Consider the following 14,324-nt stretch of genomic DNA (forward strand, 5'->3'; position numbering starts at 1 on the left):
GCGCACCGTCAAGGTACGAGATTGTGTGCGTCCGGGTCTGCCCGTGCTGCGGCATTGATCGCGGCGACGCGCTGTTCGTGTTCCTCACGACCGATCGGGAACCGTCCGAGCCAGTAGGCAGAGACGATCGCGAGGATCACCGCTGCGATTGCGTAGAGCACGATCATCGTCTGGATGACATCCTGCGGCACCGATCCCGGTGCTGAATCGCGTGCAAGCTGCGATGCAGAAATGATCTGGCCCGAAATGAAGATGCCGAGCCCGGTCGCGCATTTCTGCACCAGCCAGTTGCCCGAATAGAATGCGCCTTCCGACCTGCGGCCTGTGCTTTCGTAGTGCTTCTCGACGATTTCGGCGATCATCGACGATGCGCTGATCATCACCACGATACCCAGCGTATTGGCGACGAGATGGAAGCCGAAATAGATGGTGGTCGACTCCAGCGAGCCGGGCTGCGGCCACATGCCGACCAGCAGCAGCGTGTAAGGGACCATGAAGAGGGCGACGCTGCCGATCGCGCCGATGGCGGCGCTCTTCGGCTTGCCGAACCGGCGATGCATCGGGCTGACGATGAAGAACATCAGGACGACCGAGACGAACAGCATCCAGGGATAGGCGGAGAGCGCGGCCTGGTCGAGCTGCCAGACGAATACGTTGAGGTAGTTCGTCATGGAGAACGTCATGCCCTGGCTGACATAGGCAGCAAGTCCGCCCACAGCGAAGATCAGGAATGCCCTCTCGCTGAACGCTTCCCTGATCTCGGAGAAGGCTGACTTCATGCTGAAGGGTTCGGGCTTGTGCTCGGGCAGTTTGGCCACATAGCTGTGCTGCCCGATGGCCGAGCCGATGACCGACACGACCATCAGCACGGCACCGAAGATGCCGAAGGTCACATAGCCATCGGCTTTCAGCAGGCCTTCCGCACCCGGCATGAAAACCGAATAGGCGAGGATCATCATCAGCAGGCCGCCGGACCAGCCCGACAGATAGCGATAACGGAACAGCGTGGTGCGCTCGTCATAGTCGGAGGTAAGCTCGGGGACGAGCGACACCGACGGAACTTCGCAGGCCGACAGGAGGATGCGGACAGTGATGGCGATTGCAAGCAAGCCGAGGAAGGTGGGCTGTTCGCCTCCGGGCGGTGACCACAATGCGATCCACGCAAATGCCAGCGGGATCGGCGCCGCATAGAGCCACGGCAGGCGGCGGCCCCAGCGGGTATAAGTCCGGTCGGTCAGATTGCCGATGATCGGATCGATTACGCCATCGACCAGCAGGGCGATCAGCAGCGCAATGCTGACCATGCCTGCATCCATGCCCAGGACCTGGTTGTAATAGAGCAGCAGGAAGAAGCTGAAGCCGTTATCCTTGACCCCGAAAGCTACAGCTCCGAAACCGTGCGCCAGTTTCAGGCGCAGAGGCAGAGGTCCGGCATTTGCGCTCATCCGGCGCAAACCGATTTTTCGAATCGCACTGCGAATCTGGTCATGAAGCCTCTCCCTGGCACTTGACGTAAGCGTAAGCGAACCAGCGCTGAGGTCAACGCGCATGAGTCTGACGCTACGGAATGGCTGTCAGGAAGAGTTGCGCTTGCGACAAGGGGGCGAATCACCCTAACGTAAGCGTCAACCAAGACACTGAGAGGAGAGTCGGAAATGTCCGATCTGGAGGCCTTCCGCCAGGAAACACGCGAATGGCTCGAAGCCAATTGCCCACCCGAAATGCGCGAACCCGTCCGTGACGATGGCGACGTTTACTGGGGTGGCCGCAAAGCTACCTTCAAGAGCGATGCACAAAAGGCATGGTTCGAGGCGTGCCGCGACAAGGGTTACACCGTTCCTGCGTGGCCCAAGGAATATGGCGGTGCAGGCCTTACTCCTCCGCAGGCCAAGGTGCTGCGTGAAGAGATGGCGCGGATCAATGCGCGTCCGCCGCTTTCGAGCTTCGGCATCTGGATGCTTGGCCCGGCACTGCTGCATTTCGGAACCGAGGAACAGAAGCTGCGCTTCCTCAACGAAATCGCCCGCGGCGAAATCCGCTGGTGCCAGGGCTATTCGGAGCCGGGTTCGGGTTCGGACCTCGTCAGCTTGCAGACCTATGGCGAAGACAAGGGCGATCACTGGATCGTGAACGGCCAGAAAATCTGGACCAGCTATGCCGACAAGGCCGACTGGATCTTCTGCCTCGTCCGGACGGACAAGGAGAACAAGTACCAGGGCATCACCTTCATGCTCTATGACATGGAAACGGCTGGCGTCTCGACCAAGCCGATCCTGCTCATCAGCGGCAACAGCCCGTTCTGCGAAACCTTCTTCGACGATGTGAAGGTGCCCAAGAGCTATGGCGAGGGGATCCCCGCCTATGTCGGCGAAATCAATCGCGGCTGGGACGTTGCGAAGTACCTGCTTGGCCACGAGCGCGAGATGATCTCGGGTGCAGACAGCAGCGAACGCGGTGCTGGTATCGGCGCTGCGCTGACCCGCCAGCTCGGCACGCTCGACCCAATCCTCCGCGCCGAAATCGCGCAGTTCGATGTCGACACGCTGGCGTTTGCCGCGATGGGCGAGAAGTTTCTCGATGAAATCAAGATCGGCAAGGCGCACCCCGCGCAGCCGAACATGATGAAATACGCCGGGACCGAGCTCAACAAGCGTCGTCACGAACTGATGATGTCGGCTGGCGGTTCGCAGAGCCTCGAATGGGACAGCGATGAAACCAGCGGCGGCAAGCCTGCGCGCAACTGGCTCCGTACCAAGGCCAATTCGATCGAGGGCGGCACCAGCGAGGTGATGCTCAACGTTATTTCCAAGCGCATTCTTGACCTGCCGGGAGCCTGACCGATGCCACTTTATCACGACGAAGATCAGGCCATGCTGGCGGAAACCGCCAATCAGTTCATGGGCGAAGAAGGTGCAATTTCGAAACAGCTTCGCCACTGGCGCGACCGCGATTGCAAGGATGGTTTCGGCCATGAATTGTGGAAGCAGTTTGCCGAAATGGGCTTTACCGGCATCATGGTCGACGAAGCCGACGGCGGTATGGGCATGGGCAATGTCGAAGCCGGCATCGTCATGGAAGAGATCGGCCGTAACCTTACGCCGTCGCCTTTCCTGACCAGCTCGGTCCTGGCGGCAACTGCGCTCAAGCACGCCAGCGACGACTTGCGCGGCCGTTACCTGCCGGGTTTGCTTTCGGGTGACAGCGTCTTCGCTGTCGCAATCGACGAAGGCGTGAAGCACCGCCCCGAAACCGTATCGACGAAAGCGGAGCGGTCCGGAAACGGCTTCAAGCTTTCGGGCAAGAAGGATTTCGTGATCCAGGGCGCGAGCGCCGACATGCTCGTTGTTGCCGCTCGCACCTCGGGCAGCGATGGCGACAATGACGGTATCACGCTGTTCGCAGTGCCGAAGGATGCATCGGGCATGAGTCACGATGCGGTCCGCCTCGTCGACAGCTCGATGGCGACCCACACGACCTTTGACGGTGTCGAGCTCGACGGCGATGCCGTGATCGGCGAAGTCGACGGTGGCCGCGAAGTGCTGAATGCCATGCTGATGGCTGGCCGCGTCGGCGCCGCTGCAGAAGGTGTCGGCGTTGCCCGCGGTGCGATGGACATGACCATCGATTACATCAAGCAGCGCAAGCAGTTCGGTCGCCTGATCGGCGAATTCCAGGCTCTGCAGCACCGTGCCGCTCACCTCTATTCCGAAGTCGAAATCGCGCGTGCAGTTGTCATCAAGGCGCAGCAGTTGCTCGATGCCGGCAGCGAACGTTCGGACCTCATGGCTTCGGTTGCCAAGGCGAAGGTTTCGAAGACTGCGGGCCTCGCTGTTCGTGAGGGCGTGCAGATGCATGGCGGCATCGGCATGACCGATGAATACGACATCGGCCTCTATATGAAACGCGACCGTGCGCTGCAGGAATTCCTCGGCGACCAGTATTACCATGCGAACCGCGTGGCCGAACTGAGCGGTTATTGAGGGAGATCGGACAATGATGAATTTGAAGGATCTCTTCGGCCTCCAGGGCCGTGTCGCCCTGGTGACCGGCGGTTCTCGCGGTATCGGCAAGATGATCGTCGAAGGCCTGCTCGAAGCTGGCTGCGAGCGCGTGTACATCAGTGCGCGCAAGGTGCACGAGATCGAGGAAACCTGCGCGGAGCTGGGCGAGAAGGTCATCGGCATTCCGGCCGATCTCAGCCAGATGGATGGCATCCAGAGGCTGGCTGACGAACTTGCCAGGCGCGAAGACAAGCTCGATCTCCTCGTCAACAATGCCGGGGCTGCATGGGGCGAGCCGTTCGACGAGTTCACCGAAGCGGGCTGGGACCGCACGATGGACCTGAACGTCAAGACGCCGTTCTTCCTGACGCAGAAGTTGCATGGCCTGCTCAAGGCAGCCGGTACGCCGGAACGCCCTGCGAAGGTGCTGATGATCGCATCGATCGACGGGATGAAGTCGAACCCGTGGCCGACCTATCCCTATCAGGCGTCGAAGGCGGGTCTCATCCACATGACCCGTCGCATCGCCGCTGAACTGATCGGCGACAACATCGTCGTGAACGGCATTGGCCCGGGTGCCTTCCCGAGCGCGATGAACCGGGCGGCGCGCGATAATCCGGACGCATCTGCCAAGGGTATTCCGTCGAAGCGCGTCGGCGTGACGGAAGACATGGCAGCAGGCGCGATCTACCTGCTCAGCCGGGCAGGGGACTATGTCGTCGGCACCACGATCCCGATCGATGGCGGCGTGGTCAACGCCAATATCGGCGCGGGCAATTTCGTCGATCCGTCGGGCGGCTGAGCGCGTACTGAAAGCGACCTGGCGATACAGAAAAGGCCGTCGGAGCGATCCGGCGGCCTTTTGTTTTGGTTGAGAGCGATCGGCCCTATTCCATCAGCTGGCGGACGAAGGGGATCAGTCCGGTCTGGCGGGTTCGGCGCATCCGCTCGGCATGGAGGATCTCGCGGACCTTGACGAAGCATTCGTCGACATCGTCATTGACGACGACGTAGTCATATTCGGCCCAGTGGCTGATCTCGTCGCGGGCGCGGTTCATGCGCCCGTCGATCACATCGGCACTGTCGGTCGCCCGGCTCTCGAGCCGTCGGCGAAGTTCGGGCAGGCTGGGTGGCAGGATGAAGACGGTGACTACGTCCTGGTCGTCCTTCTGCTTCAACTGCTGGGTGCCCTGCCAGTCGATATCGAACAGGAAATCGCGCCCTTCTTTCAGACCTTTGCGGATATAACCCTTCGGCGTGCCGTAGCGATGGCCGAACACATGTGCCCATTCGTAGAAGTCGTCTTCATCTACCATCCGGTCGAACTGGCTTTCGCTGACGAAGTGATAGTCGACTCCGTCGACCTCACCTTCACGCTTGGGGCGGGTAGTCGCCGAAACCGAAAGCTCGATTTCGTCGTCTGCCGTCAGCAGGCGATGCGAGATGGTCGTCTTGCCTGCGCCCGACGGCGAGGAAAGAATGAACATGAGTCCGCGGCGATGGAGATGGTCGTTTTCGGGCATGTGCGCTGTTGGCTCATGCACCGCATTTTATCAACCCTTGGCAGGGCGCGGGACGATCACTCGTCGTCCGACATTTCTTCCAACTGCTTGGTCCCGCTGCGGCGCGCTTCACGGCGCGATAGCCCCCGGTCGTAGAGCGTCTTGGCGAGCAAACCACCGCCGATAGCGAGCGCACCCGGGATCGAGCGGGTCGCCACCTTGCTGGCACCGTAGAGGATAAGGCTGCTGAGCATCGTGCGATTGTTGATCATGTCGCTGGCGGTCTGCTTGCTGTAGCCGGCGCGAAGCATCCCTTTCTGGAGGCTGTTGCGCATCAACCGGCCAGCGCCGCGAAGCGCGATGTCGGCAATCAGGATGTTGGTGGCCGGGTTGGTGCTGGGTCCGGGCATGCCGCCGGGGCGCGGGGCAATCTTCTTCGCAACCGGTTTGGCCAGCTTGCTCGCCTTGTCGCTGGTTTTCTCGCCGAGAGTCTTCTTGCCCATGATGCCCCTGCCTGTGGTCGGCACCGGGAAAGGCGCCGCGTTACTTCTTGCGGCCGAAATCGACCGTGACGACGTTCGAGCCGTCTTCGCTACCCTTAACGTCTGCGCCCTCTCCGCGTTCCGAAGAGTCGTTTTCGGCGTCGTCATGCGCCTCGGGTGCCATGTCCCCGGCGGTTGCCTGGAACTGCAGCCCGAAATCGACTGCCGGATCGACGAATGCGGTGATCGCGGCAAAGGGAATGCTCAGCTTGGCCGGAACCTTGTTGAAGCTCAGCCCGACCGAGAAACCTTCTTCCCCAACTTCGAGGTCCCAGAACTTGTTCTGGAGCACGATCGTCATCTCATCGGGGAATCGCTCGCGCAAATGCGGGGGGATCGAAACCCCTGCGGCGCCGGTCTTGAAGGTAATGTAGAAGTGGTGGATGCCCGGCAGTTCGCCGCCGGTCGACTGGATTTCGCCCAGGACGCGGCCGACCACGGCGCGCAGCGCTTCCTGCACGATTTCGTCATAGGGGATCAGGCTGTCGGGCGTATCGTCGCTCATGCCGCCTAGGTGGCGCTGCCGACTGCGCTGGTCAAGCAACAATCGCTTGATGCCGGGGGACATTATTGCGCAATTCGAGTGCTTGCACGGCGCACCCAAGCGCTTATAGCGCCACACATGCGCAAAGGCAGGATCGAGCGGAAAACGGCGGAAACCGCCATCGAGGTCGAGGTCAATCTCGACGGCACCGGGCAATACGATGTCTCGACCGGCATCGGCTTCCTCGATCACATGGTCGAACAGTTTGCCAAGCATTCGCTGATCGACGTGACCATGAAGGTCGATGGCGACCTGCATGTCGACCAGCATCACACCACCGAAGACAGCGCGCTCGCGCTGGGCCAGGCGCTGACCGAGGCCCTGGGCGACAAGGGCGGCATCGGTCGTTACGGCGCAGCCTATTCTCCGATGGACGAAACTTTGTCGCGCGTTGCGCTCGACATATCGGGTCGTCCGTATCTCGCCTGGAAAGCCGGATTCACCCAAGAAAAGCTGGGCGAATGGGATACCGAGTTGATCGAACACTGGTTCCAGTCAGTCGCGCAGACGGCAGGCATCACGCTGCATATCGAACTGCTCTACGGCACCAACAACCACCATATTTGCGAGAGCATCTACAAGGGCTTTGCCCGGGCGATGCGCGTGGCGGTGGAGAAGGATCCGCGCAAGGGCGGGGCGATCCCCAGCACCAAGGGGCAATTGGGCGGCTGATATGTCGGAAGCCTTGGCCCTGATCGATTACGGCGCGGGCAATCTCCATTCGGTTTACAACGCACTTAAGGCGGCTGGCGCTCACCATGTTGCGGTGACCGACGATCCCAACCTCGTCCGCGGCGCGCAGCGCATCGTCCTGCCCGGCGTCGGCAGTTTCAAGGCGTGTGCGGAAGGGCTGCGAGCGATCTCCGGCATGACGGAGGCGCTGGAGCAGCGCGTATTGCACGATGGCGTGCCGTTCCTCGGCATCTGCGTCGGCATGCAATTGCTTGCGACGCGGGGGCTGGAACACGGCACCACGCGCGGGCTCGGCTGGATAGCGGGCGATGTGAAGCTGATCGAGCCGACCGACCCGTCGATCAAGGTGCCGCACATGGGCTGGAACGACGTTGCCCTGCTGCCGCATGCGCGCAATCATCCGGTGCTGGAGGAAGGCGAGGCCTATTTCCTCCATTCTTATCACTTCGCCGCGAGCGAAGGTCACGACGTGGCGGCCATGACGGACCACGGCGAAGGGCTGGTGGCCGCTGTTGCGAAAGACAACATGATCGGGGTGCAGTTCCATCCTGAAAAGAGCCAGGCATATGGCCTTGCCATGCTCGAACGCTTCCTGGAGTGGAAACCGTGATCGTTTTTCCTGCCATCGACCTCAAGGGCGGCGAGGTCGTGCGCCTTGCCGAAGGCGATATGGGCCGCGCCACCGTCTATGGCGACAATCCGGCGGCGCAGGCGCTGCTGTTCGCCGAAGCCGGGGCACAGCACCTCCACGTGGTCGATCTCGACGGAAGTTTTGCCGGCCGTGCCGAAAATCGCGAAGCGGTTGAAGCCATCGTCGAGGCATTCCCCGGATACGTTCAGCTGGGCGGCGGCATTCGCACGCGCGAGGCGGTGGAGGGCTGGTTCGACCTTGGCGTTGCCCGTGTGGTGATGGGCTCTGCTGCGCTGAAGGATCCCGAATTCGTCAAGGATATGGCGCGCGAATACGAGGGCGGCATCGTCGTCGCCGTGGATGCGAAGGACGGCATGGTCGCAACCGAGGGCTGGGCCGATGTGTCCGACGTGCCCGTGGTCGACCTTGCCCGCCGGTTCGAGGATGCAGGCGTCGCCGCTCTGCTGTTCACCGATATCGGACGCGACGGCTTGCTGAAGGGCGTCAACATCGACGCAACGGTCGATCTTGCGCGCCGCGTCGATATTCCGGTGATCGCCAGCGGCGGGGTGAAGGGTCTGGACGATATCCATGTGCTGGCGCTGCACGCCCACGAAGGGATCGAAGGGGTGATTACCGGGCGTGCGCTCTACGAAGGGCGGCTGGACCTCGCGGCAGCGATCGCGATGGGTGCGCGGGGGGCATGACATATTCGGACCTTGCCCTGATCGCGGCGTTCGTCGTGCTTGTCGTCGCCATCGTGGATTGGCGGCGGGGCAGAACCGGGCTGGGCAAATTCGGGCTGACCAAGGAAAAGTCGCCGGACAAGTTCTGGGCTGCCGAGGCCCTTTATTTCAATATGGCCTTCGCGCTGTTTTGGCTGTCGGGGCAGGCCTATCAATCGCAAGTGGCGGAACAAATCAAACTGGCAGGGGGAGCGGTTGCACCGGACGAATGCCCTCCGGGAGGTTGCGTGATGATTGATGTTGAACAGGCGACAAAGCGATGACCGTCCGCATCCGCGTCATCCCCTGTCTCGACGTCGCCGATGGGCGCGTGGTCAAGGGCGTCAATTTCGTCGATCTCAAGGATGCCGGCGATCCGGTCGAACAGGCGAAGGCCTATGACGCGGCGGGCGCGGACGAGCTATGTTTCCTCGATATTTCCGCCAGCCATGAAGGGCGCGGGACCCTGCTCGACATCGTGCGTCGGACGGCAGAAGTCTGCTTCATGCCGCTGACAGTGGGCGGCGGCGTGCGGACGGTTGACGATGCCCGGGCGCTCTTGCTCGCCGGAGCAGACAAGGTGGCGGTCAATTCGGCTGCGGTTTCACGCCCCGAAGTTGTGGCCGATATCGCGCAGAAAATGGGCAGCCAGTGCTGCGTCGCCAGCATCGATGCACGACGCGTCAGCGCTTCGGGAGAACCGGATCGCTGGGAAATCTTCACCCATGGCGGGCGCAAGGAAACCGGCATCGACGCGGTCGAACACGCCGTGAAGCTGGCGAAACTCGGCGCGGGCGAACTGCTCGTCACCAGCATGGACGGCGACGGGACGCAGGCGGGCTATGACCTCGCCCTGACGCGCACCATCGCCGATGCAGTCGATGTGCCGGTTGTCGCCAGCGGAGGTGTGGGCACGCTCGGCCATCTCGTCGAAGGCGTGACCGAAGGTCATGCAAGCGCGGTCCTTGCGGCCAGCATCTTCCATTTCGGCACCTACACCATCGCCGAAGCGCACGAAGCGTTGCGAGCCGCCGGCTTGCCTGCGCGCGGCGTTTGAACCAAGGTCTGATCATGGACACACTCCAGCGCCTCGAACAGGTCATTGCCGAACGGTGGAATGCTTCGCCCGACAGCAGCTATGTCGCCAGCCTCAACGCCAAGGGGATCGAGAAAATCGCCCAGAAGCTTGGCGAGGAAGCAGTAGAAACGGTCATCGCCTCGCTCTCGGGCGGGCGCGAGGATGTCGTCGCCGAAAGCGCGGACCTGCTGTTCCACCTTCTCGTTCTCTTGCAGGCGAGGCGGATCAAGCTGGACGAGGTCATGGCCGAACTCGACCGTCGCGACGGTGTGTCGGGGATCGATGAAAAAGCTTCAAGGAGCAGCTGATGCCGATCGACGCGACCAAGCCTTATGACGATGAGAATATCTTTGCGAAGATTCTTCGCGGAGAGATCCCTTCGACCAAGGTTTACGAAGACGATTGGGCCTACGCTTTCGAAGACATCAATCCGCAGGCGGAAATTCACACGCTGGTGATCCCCAAGGGTCGCTATGTCAGCTGGGACGATTTTTCGGCCAAGGCATCGGACGAGGAAATCGGCGGTTTCGTCCGCGCCGTGGGCGAGGTCGCCCGCGCGAAGGGGCTGGTGGAGCCCGGTTACAGGCTGCTCGCCAATATCGGCGGGCATGGCCACCAGGAAGTGCCGCACCTCCACGTCCACATCTTCGGCGGGCATCCGCTCGGCCCGATGCTGGTCAAGCGCACGTAATTCGTCGCACTGCAGACTCGCTTGGTCGGATTGGCTTGCGGCAGGACTCTCGCCTCCGCTAAAGCGCGCAGCGGATGACTAAACCCAACCTTCCAGGCGGATGCTTCGATGGATCGCGCCACCTGTATGCGGTGCGCGTCTATTACGAGGATACCGATCTGTCCGGCATTACCTATCACGCCAATTACCTGCGCTGGTTCGAGCGCGCCCGCAGCGATCTGGTCCGCATGCTCGAAATCGACCAGCGCGATGCGATCGAGCGGGGTCTGGGCGCCTATGCCGTGTCGGAAGTGAACCTCAAATATCTGCGCCCGGCCAAGCTGGATGACGATGTGCTGATCGAAACGACCTGCACCGATCTGCGCGCAGCCAGTTGCCGGATGCACCAGAAGGCCTTTCGCGGCGACGAACTGCTGGCAGAGGCACATTTTCGCGTCGGTTTCGTTGCTCCCGATGGACGACCGACGCGGCAACCCGAAGAATGGCGCGATGCCTTCACGCGTTTCATGGAAGACAATTTCGAATGACCCCCACGCTTTCCCTCCTGTCCGTCGGCGCATCGAGCCGTCTCAATCCCCTCGACCTGTTCCTGCAGGCGGACATCGTCGTTCAGGCAGTGATGACCGGTCTGCTGCTTGCCAGCATCTGGGTCTGGATGATCATCGTCTCCTTCTCGCTGCGGATGGGTTCGATGGAACGCAAGTCGCGCCGTTACGAGGAGGAGTTCTGGGAGAGCCAGGACCACGAGCGGATGCTGGGCAAGCGCGCCCGGGCGGAACTTCCGATTGCGCGTGTCGCGGGTGCCGGGATGGACGAATGGCAACGTTCGACCAAAGGCACTGCGATCGATCGTGACGGCGTTCGCCACCGTCTGGCTAGTGCGATGGAAAGCCGTGTCGCCCAGGAAGCCGACGATATTGCCGACCGGCTCAACTTCCTCGCCACCACTGGTTCCGTAGCGCCCTTTGTGGGCCTGTTCGGTACCGTTTGGGGCATCATGAACAGCTTCTTCCAGATCGGGATGCAGGAAAGCTCGTCGCTGGCAGTTGTTGCTCCGGGTATTTCGGAAGCGCTGTTTGCCACCGCGATCGGCCTGTTTGCCGCTATCCCTGCCGTCATCGCCTACAACCGTTTCAGCCACCGCGTGAACCGTTATGAAGCACGGATGCAGCGTTTCGCCGACCGGTTCCATGCAGGTCTCAGCCGCGAACTGGACAAGTCCTGATGGCGATGGGCCTGATGAATTCGGGCAGGGGCGGCCGCCGTTCGCGGCGTGCGCCGATGGCGGAGATCAACGTCACGCCATTCGTCGACGTCATGCTGGTACTGCTGATCATCTTCATGGTCACGGCGCCCCTGCTCGCCTCGGGCGTACCGATCGAACTGCCCGACAGCAATGCCAATCCGGTCGACCAGACGCCCGACCAAGTTACGATCAGCATTGATGGCGAGGGATACGTCTTCATCGACGACGCCCGCGTGCCTGTCGGCGGACTGCCGCAGGCTCTCGAAACCATCGATCGCGGGGCTGACGGCAAGGGGCCGATCATCGTCCTCAGGGGCGACAAGGCGCTCGATTACGGCCGTGTGATGGCGGTCATGGGCGAACTTAACCGCGCCGGCTTCAATTCCATTTCGCTGATAACCAATGCCAAAGGTGCAGCTACACCTGTCAGCAGCGGTTCATCCGACGAAGAATAGCTCTGGATCGATGGAAGCGACCACGTTTCGCAAAGAGGAGCGCTATGGTCTGGCAATTGCGCTGGGCCTGCACCTGTTGCTGGTCGCCGCGCTCCTGCTCCAGCCTGTCCGTGACGAAGTGCTCGACATTCCGGAGCGCATGACCGTCAGTCTCGCGGAAGACGTCGGACTGGAGGCCACTGCGCCCGATCCCGTGCCCGAAAGCCAGGCGGCGATCGCTCCCACGCTGGCCGAGCAGCCGCAGCCCCCTGTAATCGAACCTGCGCCGCAACCCAGCGCTGCGCCGCGCCAGGAAACGCCGCCGATCACCGCGCCGCGCAGGACAGCTACGCAACCTCAGCCCAAGCCCAAGCCGCGCAGCACCCCGTCGCCGAGCACGGGTGGCGGTTCGCGCATCGGTGACAATTTCCTTGGCGGGGCAGGCAGTTCGACCAAGACCGACGAAACCCGCATTCCGGCATCGCAGATAGGCGCCAGCGCGAAGGCGAGCCTGATCCAGGCTATCTCGCGCCAGATCAAGCCGCACTGGAACGCGCCGTCCGGCCTCGACGCCGAACTGCTGGTCACCGAGCTTGCCTTCGACCTCAACGAAGACGGCTCGCTCAAGGGTACGCCGCGTGTCCTGCGCCAGTCCGGCATCAACGATTCAAACCGCCCGCAGGCGAGCCTCCATGCTGAGCGCGCAATTCGGGCAGTCGTACAGGCAGCTCCGTTCGACCTGCCTGCAGAATACTATAACGCATGGAAGTCGATCCGCGGCGCTCGCTTCGATAGGAACCTGTCACGATGAAATATTTGCTTTTCGCACTCGCTATGGTTGCCGCGCCGGTCGCTGCGCAGAACCAGGACCTGGGCTCACCCGCGCCGGAGGGCGGCGAGGTCGAAACGCTTGGGGAGGCGAGCGAAGAAGGCGGGCTGACTTTCACCGTTACGGATGAAAGCGATTGGCAGGACCTTGGTATCGCCATCCCAGGTTTCGCGACCGACCGCGATCAGCCGACCGCGGCGAACAAGGATGGGACCGCGGCACTCGGCCGCGAAGTCGCCCGCGTCATCACCGCCAATCTGCGCAACAATGGCCTGTTCAAGCCCACCGGCCCCGACAGCCTGCCTCAGCCGAGCTTTGCCCAGATCACGGCTCCCAGCTTCTCCACATGGAGCGGACGCGGGGCCGAAATGCTGGTGCATGGCTATGTCCGCGAACGCAGCGACGGTCGCTTGCTGTTCGGCTGCTATCTCTACGACGTGGCCCTACAAAGCGAACTGGTGCGCGAGGGCTGGGTGGTTCCGCCGGCGGACTGGCGCCGCGCCGCGCACAAATGTTCGGATCTGATCTACTCGCGCCTCACCGGCGAAAGCCCCTTCTTCGACAGCCGCATCGCCTATATCGCGGAAGTCGGTCCGAAGGATAAGCGCGTCAAACGTCTCGCCATCATGGACAGCGACGGCGCGAACCATCGCTTCCTGACGCTCGGCAGCGCGACAGCGCTCACGCCGCGATATTCGCCCGACTACAAGCGGCTGCTGTACCTGTCCTATGTCGACGGCAATCCGCGCATCTATGTCTATGACATCGGTACGGGGAAGCAGGTGCTGGTCACGCAAAGCACCAATCCGACGTTCGCTCCGCGCTGGAGCCCCGATGGCAACAGCATCCTCTATTCGATGGCTGTCTCGGGCAATACGGACATCTACCGCGTCCCGGCGAGCGGTGGGCGCAGCGTCCGCCTGACCGACACGCCCGGTATCGATATCGGCGGGTCCTATTCGCCCGACGGCCGCAAGATCGTGTTCGAAAGCGACCGTTCGGGCAGCCAGCAATGCTATGTGATGGATGCCGACGGGTCGAACCAGCAGCGGATCAGCTTTTCGGGTGGCCGATGTGCCACGCCGGAATGGAGCCCGCGCGGAGACCAGATCGCCTTCACCCGCATTGCCGGCGATTTCAATATTGCCGTCATGACGCCTGCAGGTCGTAACATGCGCGTGTTGACCAGCGGCTGGCAGGACGAGGCCCCGACCTGGGCCCCCAATGGCCGCATCATCCAGTTCTTCCGGACCGAGCGCAACTCGGGCCGCTCCAACCTCTACCAGGTCGATCTGACTGGTCGTAATGAAAGGAAACTGCCGACGCCGGTCGATGCGTCTGACCCGGCCTGGGGACCGCTTCTCCCCTGAATGCGTTGAATGTATATCATCGGGCGCGCACCCCTGAT

Annotated in this window: 19 protein-coding genes; 15 read left to right on the plus strand and 4 right to left on the minus strand. The window is 62.1% G+C overall.

Annotated features, from left to right (window positions below; all coding sequences use genetic code 11):
• Positions 1-8: 8 nt before the first annotated feature.
• Positions 9-1,445 carry an MFS transporter gene (locus tag AMC99_RS02060; protein WP_061922161.1) on the minus strand — a complete coding sequence of 479 codons (1,437 nt, stop codon included), beginning with the start codon at positions 1,443-1,445 and terminating at the stop codon, positions 9-11.
• Positions 1,446-1,655: 210 nt separating this feature from the next.
• Here AMC99_RS02060 and AMC99_RS02065 point away from each other — a divergent pair, with 210 nt between their 5' ends.
• Genes AMC99_RS02065 through AMC99_RS02075 form a run of 3 tightly spaced genes read left to right on the plus strand, consistent with a single transcriptional unit; the run spans position 1,656 to position 4,803 of the window.
• Positions 1,656-2,837, plus strand: a complete 1,182-nt coding sequence (locus AMC99_RS02065) for an acyl-CoA dehydrogenase family protein (RefSeq protein ID WP_061922164.1) — start codon at positions 1,656-1,658, stop codon at positions 2,835-2,837.
• Positions 2,838-2,840: 3 nt separating this feature from the next.
• Positions 2,841-3,980, plus strand: a complete 1,140-nt coding sequence (locus tag AMC99_RS02070; protein ID WP_061922168.1) for an acyl-CoA dehydrogenase family protein — start codon at positions 2,841-2,843, stop codon at positions 3,978-3,980.
• A gap of 16 nt (positions 3,981-3,996) precedes the next feature.
• Positions 3,997-4,803, plus strand: a complete 807-nt coding sequence (locus AMC99_RS02075; RefSeq protein ID WP_061927564.1) for an SDR family oxidoreductase — start codon at positions 3,997-3,999, stop codon at positions 4,801-4,803.
• 85 nt (positions 4,804-4,888) lie between these two features.
• Here AMC99_RS02075 and gmk read toward each other — a convergent pair whose 3' ends face one another.
• The 3 genes from gmk to AMC99_RS02090 are packed head-to-tail and all read right to left on the minus strand — an operon-like array spanning position 4,889 to position 6,550.
• Positions 4,889-5,524, minus strand: coding sequence for a guanylate kinase (gmk, locus tag AMC99_RS02080; protein ID WP_061922171.1), 636 nt, complete (start codon positions 5,522-5,524; stop codon positions 4,889-4,891).
• Between the two features lie 56 nt (positions 5,525-5,580).
• Positions 5,581-6,006 carry a hypothetical protein gene (locus AMC99_RS02085; protein WP_061927567.1) on the minus strand — a complete coding sequence of 142 codons (426 nt, stop codon included), beginning with the start codon at positions 6,004-6,006 and terminating at the stop codon, positions 5,581-5,583.
• A gap of 40 nt (positions 6,007-6,046) precedes the next feature.
• Positions 6,047-6,550 (minus strand): SspB family protein, encoded by a 504-nt coding sequence (locus AMC99_RS02090; protein ID WP_061927569.1) that lies wholly within the window; start codon positions 6,548-6,550, stop codon positions 6,047-6,049.
• Between the two features lie 117 nt (positions 6,551-6,667).
• Between AMC99_RS02090 and hisB the strand changes: the two genes are divergently transcribed.
• From hisB to tolB, 12 genes are all read left to right on the plus strand, one after another.
• Entirely contained in the window at positions 6,668-7,261 is a 594-nt protein-coding gene (hisB, locus tag AMC99_RS02095) for an imidazoleglycerol-phosphate dehydratase HisB (protein ID WP_061922174.1), read from the plus strand.
• 1 nt (position 7,262) lies between these two features.
• Positions 7,263-7,892 (plus strand): imidazole glycerol phosphate synthase subunit HisH, encoded by a 630-nt coding sequence (hisH, locus tag AMC99_RS02100; RefSeq protein WP_061922177.1) that lies wholly within the window; start codon positions 7,263-7,265, stop codon positions 7,890-7,892.
• A complete protein-coding gene (gene hisA / locus AMC99_RS02105) occupies positions 7,889-8,620 on the plus strand; it encodes a 1-(5-phosphoribosyl)-5-[(5-phosphoribosylamino)methylideneamino]imidazole-4-carboxamide isomerase (protein ID WP_061927571.1) in 732 nt (243 codons plus the stop codon). Before hisH ends, hisA begins: the two co-directional genes overlap by 4 nt.
• Positions 8,617-8,922, plus strand: a complete 306-nt coding sequence (locus tag AMC99_RS02110) for a hypothetical protein (protein WP_061922180.1) — start codon at positions 8,617-8,619, stop codon at positions 8,920-8,922. Before hisA ends, AMC99_RS02110 begins: the two co-directional genes overlap by 4 nt.
• Complete coding sequence (hisF, locus tag AMC99_RS02115; RefSeq protein WP_061922183.1) at positions 8,919-9,695, plus strand: imidazole glycerol phosphate synthase subunit HisF; 777 nt, start codon at positions 8,919-8,921, stop codon at positions 9,693-9,695. The genes AMC99_RS02110 and hisF overlap by 4 nt, the downstream gene beginning before the upstream one ends.
• A gap of 14 nt (positions 9,696-9,709) precedes the next feature.
• Entirely contained in the window at positions 9,710-10,024 is a 315-nt protein-coding gene (locus AMC99_RS02120; RefSeq protein ID WP_061927573.1) for a phosphoribosyl-ATP diphosphatase, read from the plus strand.
• Positions 10,024-10,407, plus strand: coding sequence for a histidine triad nucleotide-binding protein (locus AMC99_RS02125; RefSeq protein WP_061922186.1), 384 nt, complete (start codon positions 10,024-10,026; stop codon positions 10,405-10,407). The genes AMC99_RS02120 and AMC99_RS02125 overlap by 1 nt, the downstream gene beginning before the upstream one ends.
• 74 nt (positions 10,408-10,481) lie before the next feature.
• Complete coding sequence (locus AMC99_RS02130) at positions 10,482-10,934, plus strand: YbgC/FadM family acyl-CoA thioesterase (protein ID WP_061922189.1); 453 nt, start codon at positions 10,482-10,484, stop codon at positions 10,932-10,934.
• Complete coding sequence (tolQ, locus tag AMC99_RS02135; protein ID WP_061922192.1) at positions 10,931-11,632, plus strand: protein TolQ; 702 nt, start codon at positions 10,931-10,933, stop codon at positions 11,630-11,632. Before AMC99_RS02130 ends, tolQ begins: the two co-directional genes overlap by 4 nt.
• A complete protein-coding gene (locus tag AMC99_RS02140; RefSeq protein WP_061922195.1) occupies positions 11,632-12,108 on the plus strand; it encodes an ExbD/TolR family protein in 477 nt (158 codons plus the stop codon). Before tolQ ends, AMC99_RS02140 begins: the two co-directional genes overlap by 1 nt.
• A gap of 10 nt (positions 12,109-12,118) precedes the next feature.
• Positions 12,119-12,898, plus strand: coding sequence for an energy transducer TonB (locus AMC99_RS02145; RefSeq protein WP_061922198.1), 780 nt, complete (start codon positions 12,119-12,121; stop codon positions 12,896-12,898).
• On the plus strand, positions 12,895-14,286 hold the full coding sequence (gene tolB / locus AMC99_RS02150; RefSeq protein ID WP_061922201.1) for a Tol-Pal system beta propeller repeat protein TolB: 1,392 nt from the start codon (positions 12,895-12,897) through the stop codon (positions 14,284-14,286). The genes AMC99_RS02145 and tolB overlap by 4 nt, the downstream gene beginning before the upstream one ends.
• Positions 14,287-14,324 lie beyond the last annotated feature (38 nt).

The sequence above is a fragment of the Altererythrobacter epoxidivorans genome (assembly GCF_001281485.1).
In the GTDB taxonomy this organism is placed as follows: Bacteria; Pseudomonadota; Alphaproteobacteria; order Sphingomonadales; family Sphingomonadaceae; genus Erythrobacter; species Erythrobacter epoxidivorans.

Excerpts from the sequence above, each read along its gene's own strand:
- AMC99_RS02060 (WP_061922161.1), bottom strand. The coding sequence starts at position 1,445 with ATGAGCGCAAATGCCGGACCTCTGCCTCTGCGCCTGAAACTGGCGCAC.
- AMC99_RS02065 (WP_061922164.1), top strand. The coding sequence starts at position 1,656 with ATGTCCGATCTGGAGGCCTTCCGCCAGGAAACACGCGAATGGCTCGAA.
- AMC99_RS02070 (WP_061922168.1), top strand. The coding sequence starts at position 2,841 with ATGCCACTTTATCACGACGAAGATCAGGCCATGCTGGCGGAAACCGCC.
- AMC99_RS02075 (WP_061927564.1), top strand. The coding sequence starts at position 3,997 with ATGAATTTGAAGGATCTCTTCGGCCTCCAGGGCCGTGTCGCCCTGGTG.
- gmk (WP_061922171.1), bottom strand. The coding sequence starts at position 5,524 with ATGCCCGAAAACGACCATCTCCATCGCCGCGGACTCATGTTCATTCTT.
- AMC99_RS02085 (WP_061927567.1), bottom strand. The coding sequence starts at position 6,006 with ATGGGCAAGAAGACTCTCGGCGAGAAAACCAGCGACAAGGCGAGCAAG.
- AMC99_RS02090 (WP_061927569.1), bottom strand. The coding sequence starts at position 6,550 with ATGAGCGACGATACGCCCGACAGCCTGATCCCCTATGACGAAATCGTG.
- hisB (WP_061922174.1), top strand. The coding sequence starts at position 6,668 with ATGCGCAAAGGCAGGATCGAGCGGAAAACGGCGGAAACCGCCATCGAG.
- hisH (WP_061922177.1), top strand. The coding sequence starts at position 7,263 with ATGTCGGAAGCCTTGGCCCTGATCGATTACGGCGCGGGCAATCTCCAT.
- AMC99_RS02110 (WP_061922180.1), top strand. The coding sequence starts at position 8,617 with ATGACATATTCGGACCTTGCCCTGATCGCGGCGTTCGTCGTGCTTGTC.
- hisF (WP_061922183.1), top strand. The coding sequence starts at position 8,919 with ATGACCGTCCGCATCCGCGTCATCCCCTGTCTCGACGTCGCCGATGGG.
- AMC99_RS02120 (WP_061927573.1), top strand. The coding sequence starts at position 9,710 with ATGGACACACTCCAGCGCCTCGAACAGGTCATTGCCGAACGGTGGAAT.
- AMC99_RS02125 (WP_061922186.1), top strand. The coding sequence starts at position 10,024 with ATGCCGATCGACGCGACCAAGCCTTATGACGATGAGAATATCTTTGCG.
- AMC99_RS02130 (WP_061922189.1), top strand. The coding sequence starts at position 10,482 with ATGACTAAACCCAACCTTCCAGGCGGATGCTTCGATGGATCGCGCCAC.
- tolQ (WP_061922192.1), top strand. The coding sequence starts at position 10,931 with ATGACCCCCACGCTTTCCCTCCTGTCCGTCGGCGCATCGAGCCGTCTC.
- AMC99_RS02140 (WP_061922195.1), top strand. The coding sequence starts at position 11,632 with ATGGCGATGGGCCTGATGAATTCGGGCAGGGGCGGCCGCCGTTCGCGG.
- AMC99_RS02145 (WP_061922198.1), top strand. The coding sequence starts at position 12,119 with ATGGAAGCGACCACGTTTCGCAAAGAGGAGCGCTATGGTCTGGCAATT.
- tolB (WP_061922201.1), top strand. The coding sequence starts at position 12,895 with ATGAAATATTTGCTTTTCGCACTCGCTATGGTTGCCGCGCCGGTCGCT.